The following is a 16,218-nucleotide window of genomic DNA, read 5'->3' on the forward strand; positions in this document are numbered from 1 at the left end:
CACAGTAATGCGTCCTGTAGACTGATTGAATTATTAGGCTAATTCGGGCATAAAGCCGAAAAGTCATTATGAAGGCGTCATCGCGTCACTGTACGCCTGAGGAGTCACCGTGCATTATCAACCACAAAAAAACCTGCTACAGAACCGGATCATTCTCGTTACCGGTGCCAGCGACGGAATTGGCCGCGAGGCGGCTCTGACGTACGCTGAATATGGCGCAAGCGTTATTCTGATTGGCCGCAACGAAGAGAAATTGAAAGGTGTCGCGCAGGAAATTGAAGCTGCTGGTGGAACACTGGCGGCGTGGTACACGCTCGATTTACTCACCTGCACTCCCGAAGTGTGCCAGGAACTCGCCCAACGCATAAGTACCCGCTATCCAGTACTGAACGGTGTGCTACACAACGCCGGTTTGCTTGGGGATGTTTGCCCAATGGATGAACAAGATCCTGATACCTGGCAGCAGGTGATGCAGGTCAACGTCAACGGGACGTTTTTCCTTACCCAGGCATTGCTTCCTTTATTACTCAAATCCGAGTCAGGCTCGCTGGTCTTCACCTCTTCCAGCGTGGGTCGCGAAGGCCGGGCGAACTGGGGAGCTTATGCCGTATCAAAATTCGCCACCGAAGGCATGATGCAGGTGCTGGCGGAGGAATATCAGAGCCGCCATCTGCGCGTAAATTGCATTAACCCCGGTGGAACGCGCACCAAAATGCGTGCCAGCGCGTTCCCGACCGAAGATCCACAGAAGCTGAAAACTCCGGCTGATATAATGCCGCTCTATCTCTGGCTAATGGGCGATGACAGTCGCCGCAAGACAGGGATGACCTTTGACGCCCAGCCAGGCCGTAAACCAGGAATTTCCCAATGAGTGAAGAACGCCATCAGCAGCGCCAGCAGCGTCTGAAAGAACAGGTCGATGCTCGCGTCGCGGCAGCCCAGGACGAACGCGGGATCATCATCGTGTTCACCGGCAACGGTAAAGGTAAAACCACTGCCGCATTTGGTACCGCTACGCGTGCCGTCGGGCACGGGCAGAAAGTCGGTGTCATCCAGTTTATCAAAGGCATATGGCCCAACGGCGAGAGGAATTTGCTTGAGCCTCATGGCGTCGAGTTTCAGGTAATGGCGACCGGGTTTACGTGGAATACCCAGAACCGGGAAACGGACACCGCCGCCTGTCTCGCCGTCTGGGAACATGCCAAAAGAATGCTGGCCGATCCTTCGCTAAACATGGTGCTACTGGATGAGATCACCTATATGGTCGCCTACGACTACCTGCCTCTGGAAGCAGTGCTGGGTGCGCTGAAGAACCGACCTGCACATCAGACGGTGATCGTCACGGGGCGTGGGTGTCATCGGGATATTCTGGAGCTGGCAGATACCGTCAGCGAGCTGCGTCCGGTGAAACATGCGTTTGATGCGGGTATCAAAGCGCAAATCGGGATTGATTACTAAAAAAAGCCCGGTCACGCTGACCGGGCTTCTGTTTTAACCGTTGTTGTTACGGCTGCCGGAACGGCGGTTGCTGCTCACCAGGCTGTGGCGTTTCACCGCACGACGGATCTGATTCGCCTTCATGCGACGACGATCTTTCTCTACTGCCACTTTAGAGGTGGTTTCTGGCGTCAGACCAACCAGCTCGCGCAGATAGTTAGTTTGCGTCAGATCCAGTTCGGTATAACCGCCACGCGGCAGACCTTTTGGCAGCAGAATGTCGCCGTAACGGACGCGGATCAAGCGGCTCACCTGAACGCCAACGGCTTCCCACAGACGACGTACTTCGCGGTTACGGCCCTCGGTCAGCGTTACGTTGTACCACTGGTTAATACCTTCACCACCGGTAAATTTGATGGTTTTGAACGCTGCAGGACCGTCTTCCAACTGAACGCCGCGCGACAGATCGCGCAGTTTATTCTCATCAACCTGACCAAAGACGCGCACGGCGTATTCACGTTCCACTTCACGGCTTGGGTGCATCAGACGGTTTGCCAGTTCACCATCGGTGGTAAACAGCAGCAGACCGCAGGTATTCACGTCCAGACGACCTACTGCAATCCAGCGAGCGCCACGCAGTTTAGGCAGACGGTCAAACACCGTCGGGCGACCTTCCGGGTCGTTGCGGGTACACAGTTCGCCTTCCGGCTTGTAGTAAGCCAGCACGCGGCAAATCTGTTCAGCGGACTCTTTTACGGAGATAAGATGACCGTCAATACGGATCTTCAGCCCCGGTACAATTTCTACGCGGTCGCCCAGCGTGGCGATTTTACCGTCCACACTCACGCGGCCCGCTTCAATAATGGCTTCGATTTCACGGCGTGAGCCGTGGCCGGCGCGCGCCAGCACTTTCTGTAACTTCTCGCTCATTGAGCTTCCTCAGGTGTCGCCTTCACAGGCGTCGAATCAGGTCAAAAGAGGGCTTACCCCTGCTTTGATGGCCGCGTAGTATATCTGCTTACACCATTACAAGAAAGGCTTAACATCACCCACGCCTTCACGAATCACTTCTGGTGCATCTTCGGTCAAGTCGACCACGGTGGTCGGCTGCTGTCCGAGATAGCCACCGTGAATAATCAACTCAACGACCTTCTCCAGACGATCTTTGATCTCTTCCGGATCGGACTCGGTAAACTCGCTCCCCGGCAGCATCAGCGAGGTCGAGAGCATCGGTTCGCCGAGCGTTTCCAGCAGCGCCTGCGCAATCGGGTTCGACGGTACGCGCATCCCGATGGTTTTACGTTTTTCCTGCAGAAGACGGCGCGGAACCTCTTTCGTCCCTTTCAGGATGAACGTGTAATTACCCGGCGTGTTGTTCTTGATCAGGCGAAACGCCACGTTATCCACATAAGCATAGGTCGACAACTCAGAGAGATCGCGACACATCAGGGTAAAGTTATGGCCGTCCGGCAGCTGGCGAATACGGCAAATGCGTTCCATCGCCCCTTTGTCTTCAATTTTGCAGCCCAGCGCATAGCCAGAATCGGTCGGATAGACAATGACACCGCCTTTGCGAACGATCTCTACGGCCTGGTTAATCAGGCGTGGCTGCGGGTTATCCGGATGGATATAGAAAAATTGACTCATACTTCCCTCTCTTCAATTTGCTGTGGCTGTTCCCAGAGCGTCCAGACAGGCTCAACGCCAGCGGGCAGCCAGAGCTTGCGCCCCAGTTCGATCCAGGCGCAAGGCTGATGGAAATCAGACCCTTGTGACCCAAGCAGGCCGAACTGACGGGCATAAGTTGCGAGCTGCGCGCGCTCATTGGGCGCCTGCTGACACTGGGCGACTTCCATCGCCTCACCACCGCATTCGGCAAAGTGTGCCAGCAGTCTTTTCAGCCATTTAGCAGAAAGATTATATCGCCCCGGATGGGCCAGCACGGCCTTGCCACCAGAATGATGAATCACATCAATAGCTTGTTTTATTGTACACCACTGTGGCGGAACGTATCCGGTTTTCCCGCGAGCAAGATATTTTTTAAAAACATCCGCCATTGTCGTGGCTTTACCCGCCTCTACCAAAAAACGGGCGAAATGACCGCGCGTTACCGCCCCGCCGTTCGCCAGCTTTTGAGCACCTTCCAGCGCGCCCGGAATATGCGCCTTTTCCAGACGTTCACCAATCATCTCTGCGCGCTGGTTGCGGCGCGTTTTTTGTTCTTGCAAAAAGGCCCGAAGTGCCGGATGGTCTATATCGATATTCAGGCCAACAATATGAATTTCATGGTTTTCCCAGACGGTGGAGATTTCGACACCGGACACCAGATTAAGCGCCAGCCCGCTGCGGGCGATTTCGGCGCGCGCCGCCGGAATGGCATCTGTCGTATCGTGATCGGTTATCGCCAGCGTACCGACGCGCATTTCAACGGCACGATGAACCAGGTCCTCGGGTGTCAGCAGGCCATCAGAGGCCTGTGTATGGCTGTGTAAATCATAAATAATCGCGTAGGTGGTATCGCTCAAAGCACTTCCCATAGCAGGTTGGAGACATCCGAAACCGCCATGATACCGACTTAACGTGAAATTCTGAAATCAAGGGTTGACAACTTGCCATCGGACTAGTTAACTAGTACGCAAGTTCACACGAGAAAGGTATCTGAAAATGACAGCACATTTCACTCTGCACGGTTGGTGGCGCACTTCCTGATCATCGGGCAGTGTCACGCGTCTGCGAAATGCAAACAGATACCCAGCCCGCTACTAAGCGGGCTTTTTTTTGAACAGAATAAATGAGAACAACATCATGCAAACAGCCAAACCACACCTCGAACTGCTAACCTGCGAGGCGGCCTATCGCCACAACCCCACCGCGCTGTTTCATCAGGTGTGCGGTGCTCGCCCGGCAACGTTGCTGCTGGAATCTGCGGATATCGACAGCAAAGACGATCTCAAGAGCCTGCTGCTGGTTGACAGCGCGTTGCGCATTACCGCTTTAGGTGACACTGTCACCATTAAGGCACTGTCAGAAAATGGCGCGTCGCTGCTGCCGCTGTTGGATGCCGCCCTGCCTGCCGGAATTGAAAATGAACGTCATCCGGAAATGCGGGTTCTGCATTTCCCGCCGGTCAGCCAGTTGCTGGATGAAGACGCACGTCTCTGTTCTCTGTCCGTTTTCGATGCTTTCCGCCTGCTGCAAAACCTGGTGTCCGTACCGGAAGATGAGCGTGAGGCAATGTTCTTCGGTGGGCTGTTTGCGTATGACCTGGTCGCGGGTTTTGAAGATTTGCCGGAAACAGAACAAGGCAACCGCTGCCCTGACTACTGCTTCTACCTGGCGGAAACCTTGCTGGTGATCGACCATCAAAAAAAATATACCCGCATTCAGGCGAGCCTGTTCACACCGTCTGCAGCAGAGAAAAACCGCCTTGAACACCGCATCTCGCAGCTACAGCAGCAAATGACCGAAGCACCGCCTGCGCTTCCGGTGCAGCGCGTGGAGAAGATGACATGTGACGTCAACCAGACTGACGATCAGTACGGCGCCGTTGTTCGCCAGATGCAAAAAGCGATTCGTGCCGGTGAAATTTTCCAGGTTGTCCCTTCCCGTCGCTTCTCTTTGCCCTGCCCGTATCCGCTGGCGGCCTACGACGTGCTGAAGAAAAGCAACCCGAGTCCGTACATGTTCTTTATGCAGGACAACGATTTCACCCTGTTTGGCGCGTCACCAGAAAGCTCACTGAAATACGATGCCACCAGCCGCCAGATTGAGATCTACCCTATTGCCGGGACGCGTCCGCGCGGTCGTCGTGCTGATGGTTCACTGGATCGCGATCTCGACAGCCGCATCGAACTCGAAATGCGTACCGACCACAAGGAGCTTTCCGAGCACCTGATGCTGGTCGATCTGGCGCGTAACGACCTGGCACGCATTTGTACTCCGGGTAGCCGTTACGTCGCTGACCTCACCAAAGTCGACCGTTATTCATTTGTGATGCACCTGGTTTCCCGAGTGGTCGGTGAACTGCGCAGCGACCTCGACGTGCTGCACGCCTATCGCGCCTGCATGAACATGGGAACCCTGAGCGGTGCGCCAAAAGTCCGCGCCATGCAGTTGATTGCCGGTGCCGAAGGCCGTCGTCGCGGTAGTTACGGCGGTGCGGTGGGTTACTTCACCGCCCACGGCGATCTTGATACCTGTATCGTAATCCGTTCTGCCTATGTCGAAGACGGTATTGCCACCGTCCAGGCGGGCGCAGGCATTGTTCTTGATTCTGTTCCGCAGTCTGAAGCTGACGAAACACGCAGTAAAGCGCGTGCGGTACTTCGCGCCATTGCTACCGCACACCATGCACAGGAGATTTTCTGATGGCTGACATTCTGCTGCTCGATAATATCGACTCCTTTACTTATAACCTTGCAGATCAGCTGCGTGCGAATGGTCATAACGTCGTTATCTACCGCAACCACGTGCCGGCACAGACGCTAATTGACCGACTGGCCACCATGCAAAACCCGGTGTTGATGCTCTCTCCAGGGCCCGGTGCACCGAGTGAAGCTGGCTGTATGCCAGAACTGTTGACGCGTATGCGCGGAAAGCTGCCGATTATCGGTATCTGTCTCGGCCACCAGGCCATCGTTGAAGCCTATGGCGGCTACGTTGGCCAGGCGGGCGAAATTCTGCACGGCAAAGCGTCCAGCATCGAACATGACGGTCAGGCGATGTTTGCCGGCTTGCCTAACCCACTCCCGGTGGCACGCTACCACTCGCTGGTGGGAAGCAACATTCCAGCCGGGCTGACCATTAACGCCTCGTTTGAAGGGATGGTGATGGCGGTGCGTCATGATGCGGATCGCGTCTGCGGTATGCAGTTCCACCCGGAATCGATTCTGACCTCTAACGGTGCTCGTCTGCTGGAACAAACTCTCGACTGGGCATTACAGAAGCTGGAACAGACTAATACCCTGCAGCCGATTCTGGAAAAACTGTACCAGGCGCAGACCCTGAGCCAGCAGGAAAGCCACCAGCTCTTCTCAGCCGTGGTTCGCGGCGAGCTGAAACCTGAACAGCTTGCTGCTGCACTGGTGAGCATGAAAGTGCGCGGTGAAAGCCCGCAGGAGATCGCCGGTGCCGCTACGGCCCTGCTGGAAAATGCCGCTCCGTTCCCGCGCCCGGACTATCCGTTTGCCGATATTGTTGGCACCGGCGGTGACGGCAGCAACAGCATCAACATTTCCACCGCAAGCGCCTTCGTGGCGGCGGCGTGTGGTTTGAAAGTCGCGAAACACGGTAACCGCAGCGTTTCCAGCCGGTCAGGCTCTTCCGATTTGCTCGCCGCATTCGGTATTAATCTCGATATGAACGCCGAGCGTTCCCGTGAAGCGCTGGATGACCTGGGTGTCTGTTTCCTGTTTGCGCCGAAGTACCACACCGGTTTCCGCCACGCGATGCCAGTTCGTCAGCAGCTCAAAACCCGTACGCTGTTTAACGTACTGGGGCCACTTATCAACCCGGCTCATCCGCCGCTGGCGCTGATTGGCGTCTATAGCCCTGAACTGGTGCTGCCGATTGCTGAGACACTGCGTGTTCTGGGATATCAACGTGCCGCCGTGGTCCACAGTGGAGGAATGGATGAGGTGTCGCTGCATGCGCCAACGCTGGTAGCCGAACTGCGCGACGGCGAGATCCTGAGCTATCAGCTGGAAGCAGCCGACTTCGGTTTAGCACCGTATCACCAGGAAGCGCTGGCAGGCGGTACGCCGGAAGAAAACCGTGACATTCTGACGCGCTTATTACAAGGTAAAGGAGAGGTCGCTCATGAGGCCGCCGTTGCTGCCAACGTCGCCATGCTGATGCGTTTGCACGGTGAGGAAGACCTGAAGGCCAACGTTCAAAAAGTTCTGGATGTACTGCGCTCTGGTGCAGCTTACGATCGCGTTACCGCACTTGCGGCAAGAGGGTAAAGAATGCAGACCGTTTTAGCGAAAATCGTTGCCGATAAGGCCATCTGGGTGGAAGCACGCAAGCAACAACAGCCGCTTGCCAGTTTCCAGAATGACGTCGTTCCAAGTAGCCGTCGTTTCTATGATGCCCTGCAGGGTGCACGCACTGCGTTTATCCTTGAGTGCAAAAAAGCGTCCCCGTCTAAAGGTGTTATCCGTGACGATTTCGACCCAGCGCGTATCGCTGGTATTTATAAGCATCATGCGTCCGCCATTTCTGTGCTGACGGATGAGAAATATTTCCAGGGCAGCTTTGATTTTCTGCCCATCGTCAGCGGCATCGCACCACAGCCGATTCTGTGCAAAGACTTTATTATCGACCCGTATCAAATCTGGCTGGCGCGCTTTTACCAGGCTGACGCCTGCCTGCTGATGCTCTCGGTGCTAGACGACGAACAGTATCGCCAGCTTTCTGCCGTGGCACACAGTCTGAACATGGGCGTGCTGACAGAAGTCAGTAATGAAGAAGAACTGGAACGCGCGATTGCGCTGGAAGCCAGAGTGGTCGGCATTAACAACCGCGATCTTCGCGACCTGTCGATCGACCTCAACCGCACCCGCCAGCTCGCGCCGCGTCTGGGCTCCGGTGTGACGGTGATCAGCGAGTCCGGTATTAACAGCTACGCGCAGGTACGTGAGTTGAGCCACTTCGCCAACGGTTTCCTGATTGGCTCCGCCATGATGGAACATGACGACCTCAACGCTGCGGTGCGCCGGGTGTTGCTGGGTGAAAACAAAGTGTGCGGTTTGACCCGCGAACAGGATGCCCGGGCTGCGTATGACGCGGGGGCGATCTACGGCGGGCTGATTTTTGTCGATTCATCTCCACGAGTTGTCAGCGTAGAACAGGCACGCGAGGTGATAGCGGCAGCGCCGCTCAGCTATGTCGGCGTTTTCCGCAATGCGGATATCACGGACGTGGCGGCAAAAGCCGACGCTTTATCCCTGAGCGCGGTCCAGCTCCACGGTGATGAAGATCAGGCGTATATAGACGCTCTGCGTACCGCGCTGGCACCGCAGGTGCAGATCTGGAAAGCACAGACCGTAGGCGACACCCTGCCAGCGCGTAATCTTAATCATGTTGATAAATACGTGCTGGATAACGGCCAGGGCGGCACCGGTCAGCGTTTTGACTGGTCGCTGCTGAATGGTGAAAAGCTGGATAACGTCCTGCTGGCGGGCGGATTAAGCCCGGATAACTGCGTGGAAGCCGCGAAAACGGGCTGCGCAGGCCTCGATTTCAATTCAGGCGTAGAGTCGCAACCGGGTATCAAAGATGCCAGCAAGCTGGCCTCGGTATTTAAAACTCTGCGTGCATATTAAGGAAGAGAAGATGACGACATTACTAAACCCTTATTTTGGTGAGTTCGGTGGGATGTACGTCCCGCAAATCCTGATGCCCGCTCTGCGCCAGCTGGAAGAGGCGTTTGTCAGCGCGCAGAAGGATCCGGCATTTCAGGCTGAATTTACCGACCTGCTGAAAAACTACGCTGGTCGTCCAACGGCACTGACCAAGTGTCGCAACCTGACCGAAGGCACCAAAACCACGCTGTACCTTAAGCGCGAAGATTTGCTGCACGGCGGCGCACACAAAACTAACCAGGTGTTGGGTCAGGCGCTGCTCGCCAAACGTATGGGTAAAACCGAAATCATCGCCGAGACCGGCGCGGGTCAACACGGTGTGGCATCGGCACTGGCCAGTGCCCTGCTCGGCCTGAAATGTCGCATTTATATGGGCGCAAAAGACGTTGAGCGTCAGTCGCCGAACGTCTTCCGTATGCGTCTGATGGGTGCAGAAGTGATCCCGGTTCACAGTGGTTCAGCCACGCTGAAAGATGCCTGTAACGAAGCGCTGCGCGACTGGTCTGGCAGCTATGAAACCGCGCACTATATGCTCGGTACCGCTGCGGGCCCGCACCCGTTCCCGACTATCGTACGTGAATTCCAGCGCATGATTGGTGAAGAAACCAAAGCGCAGATCCTTGAAAAAGAGGGGCGTCTGCCGGATGCGGTGATCGCCTGCGTCGGCGGTGGATCTAACGCTATCGGCATGTTTGCCGATTTCATCGACGACACCCGCGTTGGCCTGATTGGCGTTGAGCCTGCCGGTCATGGGATCGAAACCGGTGAACACGGTGCGCCACTGAAGCATGGACGCGTAGGGATCTACTTCGGTATGAAGTCCCCGATGATGCAGACTGACGAAGGCCAGATTGAAGAGTCATATTCCATCTCAGCGGGCCTCGATTTCCCGTCCGTTGGACCACAGCACGCGTACCTGAACAGCATCGGTCGTGCGGATTATGTTTCCATTACCGATGATGAAGCGCTGGAAGCCTTTAAAACATTGTGTCGTAGCGAAGGGATTATCCCGGCGCTGGAGTCTTCTCACGCACTGGCACACGCGCTGAAAATGATGAAAGAAAACCCGGAGAAAGAGCAGCTGCTGGTGGTTAACCTTTCCGGTCGCGGTGACAAAGATATCTTCACCGTTCACGATATTCTGAAAGCACGAGGGGAACTCTGATGGAACGCTACGATAACGCATTTGCAGAACTGAAATCCCGCCGGGAAGGCGCGTTCGTTCCCTTCGTTACCCTGGGCGACCCGGGCCCGGAACAGTCGCTGAAGATTATTGACGCCCTGATTGAAGCCGGTGCCGATGCGCTGGAGCTGGGTATCCCCTTCTCTGACCCGCTGGCGGATGGCCCAACGATTCAGAATGCGACGCTGCGCGCCTTTGCGGCGGGCGTCACGCCAACCCAGTGCTTTGAGATGCTGGCCGCCATTCGACAGAAACACCCGACAATCCCAATCGGCCTGCTAATGTACGCCAACCTGGTGTTTAACCGCGGGATCGATGAGTTCTATGCCGAGTGCGCACGCGTAGGCGTTGATTCTGTACTGGTGGCGGATGTGCCGGTTGAGGAATCTGCACCGTTCCGCCAGGCAGCAATGCGCCACAACGTTGCCCCGATTTTCATCTGCCCACCGAATGCTGATGACGAGCTGCTGCGCCAGATTGCCTCTTACGGTCGCGGGTATACCTACCTGCTCTCCCGTGCGGGCGTGACCGGTGCCGAGAATAAAGCCGCACTGCCGCTGCATCATCTGGTAGAAAAGCTGGCTGAATACCATGCCGCACCGCCGCTGCAGGGATTCGGGATTTCCTCTCCTGAACAGGTCTCGGCAGCGATTGAAGCAAAAGCAGCAGGGGCGATTTCCGGCTCGGCTATTGTCAAAATCATCGAGAAGAACGTTGATAAGCCCGAGCAGATGCTGGCCGAACTGAAAACATTCGTAAGCGCAATGAAAGCCGCAACCCGAAGAGCATAATCCCTTCGCCGTCTGGCAACTCCGCCAGACGGTTCCCATCTTCTTTTTATACTCCCTCATCACTTTACAGCATTAATATCAATTGCAATAAATAGCAAACTAATACTTAACTACCCCCTTCACTAAACAGGCAGTCAACAATATCGTTTTGTCGATTTACTTATTATAAGGAAAGTATAATGTATGCGCATGTTTGCTATTGTAATAATATTTGGATAACATGTTGAGAAATTTCATTTTTGGCTGGGAAGAGTGTGACCTGAGTATTTACCGTCAGGCATATGCTACTTATGGCGGTAGCGTATGCACACATCCGGATGTGTTAACTTACCTTTCGAACAAACGAAAAAAAGAAATTCAGTTCTTTTGCAGAAAAAAAGATGGCATTGTCGTTTCATCAACTTATTCTATTAATGGGTCACTGAATCTCTACTCAAAATCACATCCTTTTGTTTTTGAGGATATAATTTTACCCAGCGCCACCCATTCAAAATCCTTTCTTCCCGTCAGGACGAAAAAGCTTTCACCACTACAGAAAAGTTCATTCATCAACTCCTTCAGCAGTAAAATGCTGAATGATGAGATATGTCACATGAAACCGCTATTTTCTACAAAAACGGTTAGAAAAAGAAATGGAGAAAGAAGTCGTTTTCTCAAGCTTGGAGGTGAAATACTGGATGTGAACGATCTTTCCACTGACGAGATTTGCGACAGTTATATAGACTTGTTTAATGCTCGCTGGCGGGGCAAAGTATCGCCCTACCCAAGAGAAAATCTACTGGATGCCATTAATAGCTTGAGACATATGATTTTTGGATCCGCACTCGCAATCAATAAGAAAATCATAGCCATTGATTTAATATTTAAAACCGAATGCCCCGGGTGGATTTACTTCGACGACATCAATGGAGGATACGACCCTCAATACAATAATATTGGTGCGGGAAGCATCTTGCTTTGGGAAAATTATAATCGAGCCAGAGAACTGTGTGAGCAGAATGAGAAAAAAATCATCTTCTCTCTTGGGAAATACTTCAGCGGAATGGAGTATAAAAAACAGTGGTGCAACATTAGTCCACTGAGGTGTGTATTTTAATTACGTTTTGATGAAAAACCTCACGCTCACCTACTATAGTTAATCTATTGTCCCTTCACAAACACACTCACATTATGCTCTTTTCTGTCAGATCTTATTTTCACGGGCGCATGCGGTTAATGCTCGCCATTTTGGCCGGAGTAACCTGCTTTGTAGCCCTTCCCCCTGATCTGGGATATCTGCAACGGCTGCTGATAGGCTGGAATGTGCTGGCGTGGCTATATCTGTGCTTTATGTGGTTTCGTATGTTACGTACTGATGTGCGGGATATTCCGCATATTGCCAAAATGCAGGATGAGAGCGCGGGGCTGGTGCTGGGCATGGTGATTATCGGCTGCCTGGCCAGCATTCTGGCGATCCTGATTGAGCTAACCTCACTCAAGCACCTGACCGGATCGCCGCGCGTGCTGCATCTGCTGTTGACGGGTACCACGCTGGCCGTTTCCTGGGCCTTACTGCCCACCTCATTTGCGATGCATTACGCTCATCACCATTACCTGCACCGAACTAAAGACGTCATACCCATGATTTTTCCAGAAAAACCGGAGGAACCCGGTTACTGGGATTTTCTTTATTTTTCTTTCACCATCGCGGTAGCGTCACAAACTGCCGATGTGGCGACCGGTACCACCGACATGCGGCAAATTACGTTGCTCCAGTCGGTGATTTCTTTTGTTTTCAATCTGGCGATTCTGGGTCTGTCAGTAAACGTTGGAGCCGGGCTACTGAGCTAAACCCATCTGAATTTCCGCATCGAAGAAACAACTCAGTATTACCGGTGTTCAGTGCTATCTCTGTTCCGAAGTCGTGCTGCCGTTGGATGAGCAGCACGGTTTAATGATTGAGGTCATAAAAACAGGCAGTATTTTGGAGAGCAGTTTTGGAGAAACAAAAAACGTTATATATTCCAGTCCGTTAAATCAACATACTCCTTCTGAGTTCAGAGGCTTACTCATGTCATGGCAATACTTTAAACAGACTTACCTGGTTAAGTTCTGGTCACCTGTACCGGCCGTTATCGCGGCGGGGATCCTTTCTACCTACTATTTCGGCATTACCGGCACCTTCTGGGCCGTCACCGGCGAGTTCACGCGCTGGGGTGGGCAACTGCTACAACTGGCTGGGGTACATACCGAAGAGTGGGGTTACTTTAAACTCATTCATCTGGACGGCACACCGCTCACCCGCATTGATGGGATGATGATCATGGGTATGTTCGGCGGATGTTTAGCTGCGGCGCTATGGGCAAATAACGTCAAGCTGAGGCTGCCTAAAAGCCGAATCCGTATTCTGCAGGCGATTGTCGGCGGCATGATTGCCGGCTTCGGCGCGCGTCTGGCGATGGGGTGCAACCTTGCCGCCTTCTTCACTGGTATTCCTCAGTTTTCACTGCATGCCTGGTTTTTTGCTGTCGCCACGGCCATCGGCTCTTACTTTGGCGCAAAATTTACCCTTCTCCCGCTGTTCCGTATTCCGGTCAAAATGGTCAAGGTGAGTGCGGCTTCTCCACTGACGCAAAAGCCCTCTCAGGCCCGTCGCCGCTTCCGCCTGGGTATGTTGGTCTTTTTCGCCATGCTGGCGTGGGGGCTGTGTACAGCTCTGAACCAGCCGAAACTCGGTCTGGCGATGCTGTTTGGCGTGGGTTTTGGCCTTCTCATTGAACGCGCACAGATCTGCTTTACTTCGGCGTTTCGCGATATGTGGATCACCGGCCGCACGATGATGGCGAAAGCGATTATCGCCGGGATGGCGGTCAGTGCCATCGGTATCTTCAGCTATGTCCAGTTAGGTGTCGAACCGAAAATCATGTGGGCGGGTCCTAACGCGGTGATTGGCGGCCTGCTGTTTGGCTTCGGGATCGTGCTGGCTGGCGGGTGTGAAACCGGCTGGATGTACCGCGCCGTTGAGGGTCAGGTGCATTACTGGTGGGTGGGTCTGGGAAATGTTATCGGCTCGACGATACTGGCTTACTTCTGGGACGACCTCTCCCCTGTGCTTGCCACCAACTGGGACAAGGTGAACCTGCTGAGCACCTTCGGCCCCCTCGGCGGTCTGCTGGTCACTTATGGTCTGCTGCTGGTAGCCTTTTTACTGGTTGTCGCACAGGAAAAACGTTTCTTCCGCAGAGCCACTGTTAAAACCCAAACGCAGGAGAATGCCGCATGAAAGAGATCGTGCCTGATTATCGCCTGGATATGGTCGGCGAACCCTGCCCCTATCCGGCAGTTGCCACACTTGAAGCGCTTCCGCAGCTCAAAAAAGGTGAAATTCTGGAAGTGGTGAGTGACTGTCCGCAGTCCATCAACAATATTCCGCTGGATGCCAAAAACCACGGTTACACGGTGTTAGATATCCAGCAGGACGGACCGACCATCCGCTATTTAATTCAGAAATAATGCTGTCACGGACGCCCCTATCTGGGGTGTATCTCCCGCCTCAAAACCTGCCTTATATCCCACTTTGACCGCGAATACAGTGAATGTCATTACAACAGCACTACACTTTAAGTGGATAAAAAACAAACAGGAGGTGTGGCATGTTTAATTCGATTCTTGTTCCTGTCGATATCTCTGAGAGTCGCCTGACCGAACAGGTGATCCCTTATGTACAGGCAAACGCAGCAATCAGTAACGGTAAAGTTCATTTTCTGACGGTCGTTCCCTCTTTCCCCTACTACTCCTCTCTTGGGCTGGCCTATTCTGTTGAGATGCCAAAACTGGCGGAAATACAGCAGGAGGCGCTGGAGAAACTCAATGAGATGGTAAAACAGTTCAATTTGCCCGCAGAACGCGTTCAGACACATGCCATTTCTGGCGCGCCTAAAGACCAGATCCTGAAACTGGCAGACAGTATCAACGCGGACCTGATCATTATTGCCTCTCATCGGCCTGATATTACGACCTATCTGTTAGGCTCAAACGCGGCAGTCGTTGTCCGCCACGCAAAATGTCCGGTGCTGGTTGTGCGCTAGGGGAAATCCTGCAGAAAGACTGGCCGTTTTTTGGCCAGTCTCAGGAGATGAAATCAGAAACGATAACCCGCGGAGAACATAAATACCCACGGATCCAGGCGAGTACTGATACTTTGCTGCTGACCGCCTGCTTTGAAGCGTACGTCAGTATCAATATCCATGTACCAGACAGAGGCGTTAATTAACCAGTCACGGTTAATCAGATAATCAAGACCTACCTGCCCGGCCATGCCCCAGGAATCTTTTAGACTGAGGTCTGACAAACCAGCCTCTTTACCGGTATCGTTAAATTTCTCATCAAAGAAGGTCGTGTAGTTCACACCGGCGCCAATATACGGACGCACTTTGCTGCTGGCATCGCCAAAGTACCACTGCGCCATCAACGTTGGTGGTAAATGGTGAACTGTGGCGATATCGCCTGTCGGCCCAAGGCCTACGCGATGGCGGAATGGCGTTGCAGCCAGAAGCTCAACACCAACGTTATCCGTCGCCATATAGGTGAACGTTAAACCTAACTGGGTGTTATTACTGACGTTAAAACCGCCCATACCCAGCACGTTATCCGATCCTTCAGTTGGGCGAACCGTAGCCGAACCGGCACGAATAAAGAATTCGCCTGCTTCATGCGCATATGCGCCGCCAGAGAGACTGCTTAATACAAGGGCTGCCACCGCTAATTTTTTCATATCCGCTCCATCGTTGTGGTTTTAATCGCGGGTGAGAATATACTCACAAATGAGTAATAAGTGATCTGCCACAGATCACATTAAAACCAGTAACTTAACATTCATTGATCTGGGTTAATTTTTTGTGGCGCATTGAAAAGCAATAAGTTGTTCCCATGTCAATTTTTGGCATTTCACAGTTACAAAATTTTCCCTTTTCCCCCTCTTGCTCTTCCTCTGGTGGCTGGATAATTTATCGCTCTCACAAGTTGATTTGATGCGTTCTTCTTTTGCAGGTGTGCCATGAGTGATACGAACCCGTGCATGACGTGCGGAGCCTGTTGTGCGTATTTTCGAGTCTCTTTCTACTGGGCCGAAGCCAGCGATGGTGGCGGTACCGTTCCGGTTCATCTCACAGAGCCGCTAACGCCTTTTCTGCGCTGCATGAGTGGCACCAACCAAAAACAGGTCCGCTGTGCAGCGCTACAGGGTGAGCCCGGGGTCTCGACCCGATGTTCCATCTATGAGGATCGCCCCAGCCCGTGCCGGGAATTTGCCATGTCAGGGGAAGATGGGCAGGTCAACGAAGCCTGTAACCGCGCACGCACGCGCGTTGGATTACCGCCGCTTTACAAAGATATGCTTTTCCATACAAGCCTTGATGCTGCCACAGCAGGTGCATCCGGTGTACAATTGCCGGCTAATTAACAC

At 53.5% G+C, this 16,218-nt stretch carries 18 protein-coding genes and 1 other annotated feature; of the genes, 14 read left to right on the forward strand and 4 right to left on the reverse strand.

Going from position 1 to position 16,218, the window contains the following annotated elements; genetic code table 11:
• Positions 1-109: 109 nt before the first annotated feature.
• Together AAHF05_RS12180 and cobO are read left to right on the forward strand one after the other, a co-directional pair.
• Positions 110-871 carry a YciK family oxidoreductase gene (locus AAHF05_RS12180; protein ID WP_129323448.1) on the forward strand — a complete coding sequence of 254 codons (762 nt, stop codon included), beginning with the start codon at positions 110-112 and terminating at the stop codon, positions 869-871.
• Positions 868-1,458, forward strand: a complete 591-nt coding sequence (gene cobO, locus AAHF05_RS12185; RefSeq protein ID WP_028018797.1) for a cob(I)yrinic acid a,c-diamide adenosyltransferase — start codon at positions 868-870, stop codon at positions 1,456-1,458. Before AAHF05_RS12180 ends, cobO begins: the two co-directional genes overlap by 4 nt.
• A gap of 33 nt (positions 1,459-1,491) precedes the next feature.
• On the opposite strand, the gene rluB is transcribed toward cobO, so the two are convergent.
• The 3 genes from rluB to rnm all read right to left on the reverse strand — a co-directional run bounded on the left by rluB (position 1,492) and on the right by rnm (position 3,974).
• Entirely contained in the window at positions 1,492-2,367 is an 876-nt protein-coding gene (gene rluB, locus AAHF05_RS12190) for a 23S rRNA pseudouridine(2605) synthase RluB (RefSeq protein WP_129323447.1), read from the reverse strand.
• 96 nt (positions 2,368-2,463) lie between these two features.
• Positions 2,464-3,084: an L-threonylcarbamoyladenylate synthase gene (locus AAHF05_RS12195; RefSeq protein ID WP_003856793.1), complete on the reverse strand. Its 621-nt coding sequence runs from the start codon at positions 3,082-3,084 to the stop codon at positions 2,464-2,466.
• Complete coding sequence (rnm, locus tag AAHF05_RS12200; protein ID WP_206737098.1) at positions 3,081-3,974, reverse strand: RNase AM; 894 nt, start codon at positions 3,972-3,974, stop codon at positions 3,081-3,083. Before rnm ends, AAHF05_RS12195 begins: the two co-directional genes overlap by 4 nt.
• A gap of 127 nt (positions 3,975-4,101) precedes the next feature.
• Between rnm and trpL the strand changes: the two genes are divergently transcribed.
• The 11 genes from trpL (at position 4,102) to uspF (ending at position 14,842) form a co-directional block, all read left to right on the forward strand.
• Complete coding sequence (gene trpL / locus AAHF05_RS12205; RefSeq protein WP_106993556.1) at positions 4,102-4,146, forward strand: trp operon leader peptide; 45 nt, start codon at positions 4,102-4,104, stop codon at positions 4,144-4,146.
• Positions 4,123-4,217: a sequence feature (Trp leader region), on the forward strand. Its footprint overlaps the gene before it by 24 nt.
• Positions 4,218-4,242: 25 nt before the next feature.
• On the forward strand, positions 4,243-5,805 hold the full coding sequence (locus AAHF05_RS12210) for an anthranilate synthase component 1 (RefSeq protein WP_129323445.1): 1,563 nt from the start codon (positions 4,243-4,245) through the stop codon (positions 5,803-5,805).
• On the forward strand, positions 5,805-7,400 hold the full coding sequence (gene trpD / locus AAHF05_RS12215) for a bifunctional anthranilate synthase glutamate amidotransferase component TrpG/anthranilate phosphoribosyltransferase TrpD (RefSeq protein WP_028018794.1): 1,596 nt from the start codon (positions 5,805-5,807) through the stop codon (positions 7,398-7,400). Before AAHF05_RS12210 ends, trpD begins: the two co-directional genes overlap by 1 nt.
• Positions 7,401-7,403: 3 nt before the next feature.
• Complete coding sequence (trpCF, locus tag AAHF05_RS12220; RefSeq protein WP_129323444.1) at positions 7,404-8,762, forward strand: bifunctional indole-3-glycerol-phosphate synthase TrpC/phosphoribosylanthranilate isomerase TrpF; 1,359 nt, start codon at positions 7,404-7,406, stop codon at positions 8,760-8,762.
• 10 nt (positions 8,763-8,772) lie between these two features.
• Positions 8,773-9,966 carry a tryptophan synthase subunit beta gene (gene trpB, locus AAHF05_RS12225; RefSeq protein ID WP_129323443.1) on the forward strand — a complete coding sequence of 398 codons (1,194 nt, stop codon included), beginning with the start codon at positions 8,773-8,775 and terminating at the stop codon, positions 9,964-9,966.
• A complete protein-coding gene (trpA, locus tag AAHF05_RS12230; protein ID WP_129323442.1) occupies positions 9,966-10,775 on the forward strand; it encodes a tryptophan synthase subunit alpha in 810 nt (269 codons plus the stop codon). Before trpB ends, trpA begins: the two co-directional genes overlap by 1 nt.
• A 220-nt stretch (positions 10,776-10,995) precedes the next feature.
• Positions 10,996-11,871 carry a GNAT family N-acetyltransferase gene (locus tag AAHF05_RS12235; RefSeq protein WP_129323441.1) on the forward strand — a complete coding sequence of 292 codons (876 nt, stop codon included), beginning with the start codon at positions 10,996-10,998 and terminating at the stop codon, positions 11,869-11,871.
• A gap of 74 nt (positions 11,872-11,945) precedes the next feature.
• The gene (locus AAHF05_RS12240) at positions 11,946-12,605 is read left to right on the forward strand and encodes a DUF1345 domain-containing protein (protein ID WP_028018789.1); all 660 of its coding nucleotides are present in this window, start codon (positions 11,946-11,948) and stop codon (positions 12,603-12,605) included.
• A gap of 220 nt (positions 12,606-12,825) precedes the next feature.
• Positions 12,826-14,037 carry a selenium metabolism membrane protein YedE/FdhT gene (gene yedE, locus AAHF05_RS12245; protein WP_129323440.1) on the forward strand — a complete coding sequence of 404 codons (1,212 nt, stop codon included), beginning with the start codon at positions 12,826-12,828 and terminating at the stop codon, positions 14,035-14,037.
• Positions 14,034-14,267: a sulfurtransferase-like selenium metabolism protein YedF gene (gene yedF / locus AAHF05_RS12250; RefSeq protein WP_003856774.1), complete on the forward strand. Its 234-nt coding sequence runs from the start codon at positions 14,034-14,036 to the stop codon at positions 14,265-14,267. Before yedE ends, yedF begins: the two co-directional genes overlap by 4 nt.
• 140 nt (positions 14,268-14,407) lie before the next feature.
• The gene (gene uspF, locus AAHF05_RS12255) at positions 14,408-14,842 is read left to right on the forward strand and encodes a universal stress protein UspF (RefSeq protein ID WP_028018787.1); all 435 of its coding nucleotides are present in this window, start codon (positions 14,408-14,410) and stop codon (positions 14,840-14,842) included.
• A 53-nt stretch (positions 14,843-14,895) separates the two neighbouring features.
• On the opposite strand, the gene ompW is transcribed toward uspF, so the two are convergent.
• Positions 14,896-15,528, reverse strand: coding sequence for an outer membrane protein OmpW (gene ompW / locus AAHF05_RS12260; RefSeq protein WP_028018786.1), 633 nt, complete (start codon positions 15,526-15,528; stop codon positions 14,896-14,898).
• A gap of 282 nt (positions 15,529-15,810) precedes the next feature.
• Here ompW and AAHF05_RS12265 point away from each other — a divergent pair, with 282 nt between their 5' ends.
• Positions 15,811-16,215: a YkgJ family cysteine cluster protein gene (locus AAHF05_RS12265; RefSeq protein WP_129323439.1), complete on the forward strand. Its 405-nt coding sequence runs from the start codon at positions 15,811-15,813 to the stop codon at positions 16,213-16,215.
• Positions 16,216-16,218: the final 3 nt, after the last annotated feature.

The organism is Enterobacter adelaidei (assembly GCF_041937165.1).
In the GTDB taxonomy this organism is placed as follows: domain Bacteria; phylum Pseudomonadota; class Gammaproteobacteria; order Enterobacterales; family Enterobacteriaceae; genus Enterobacter; species Enterobacter adelaidei.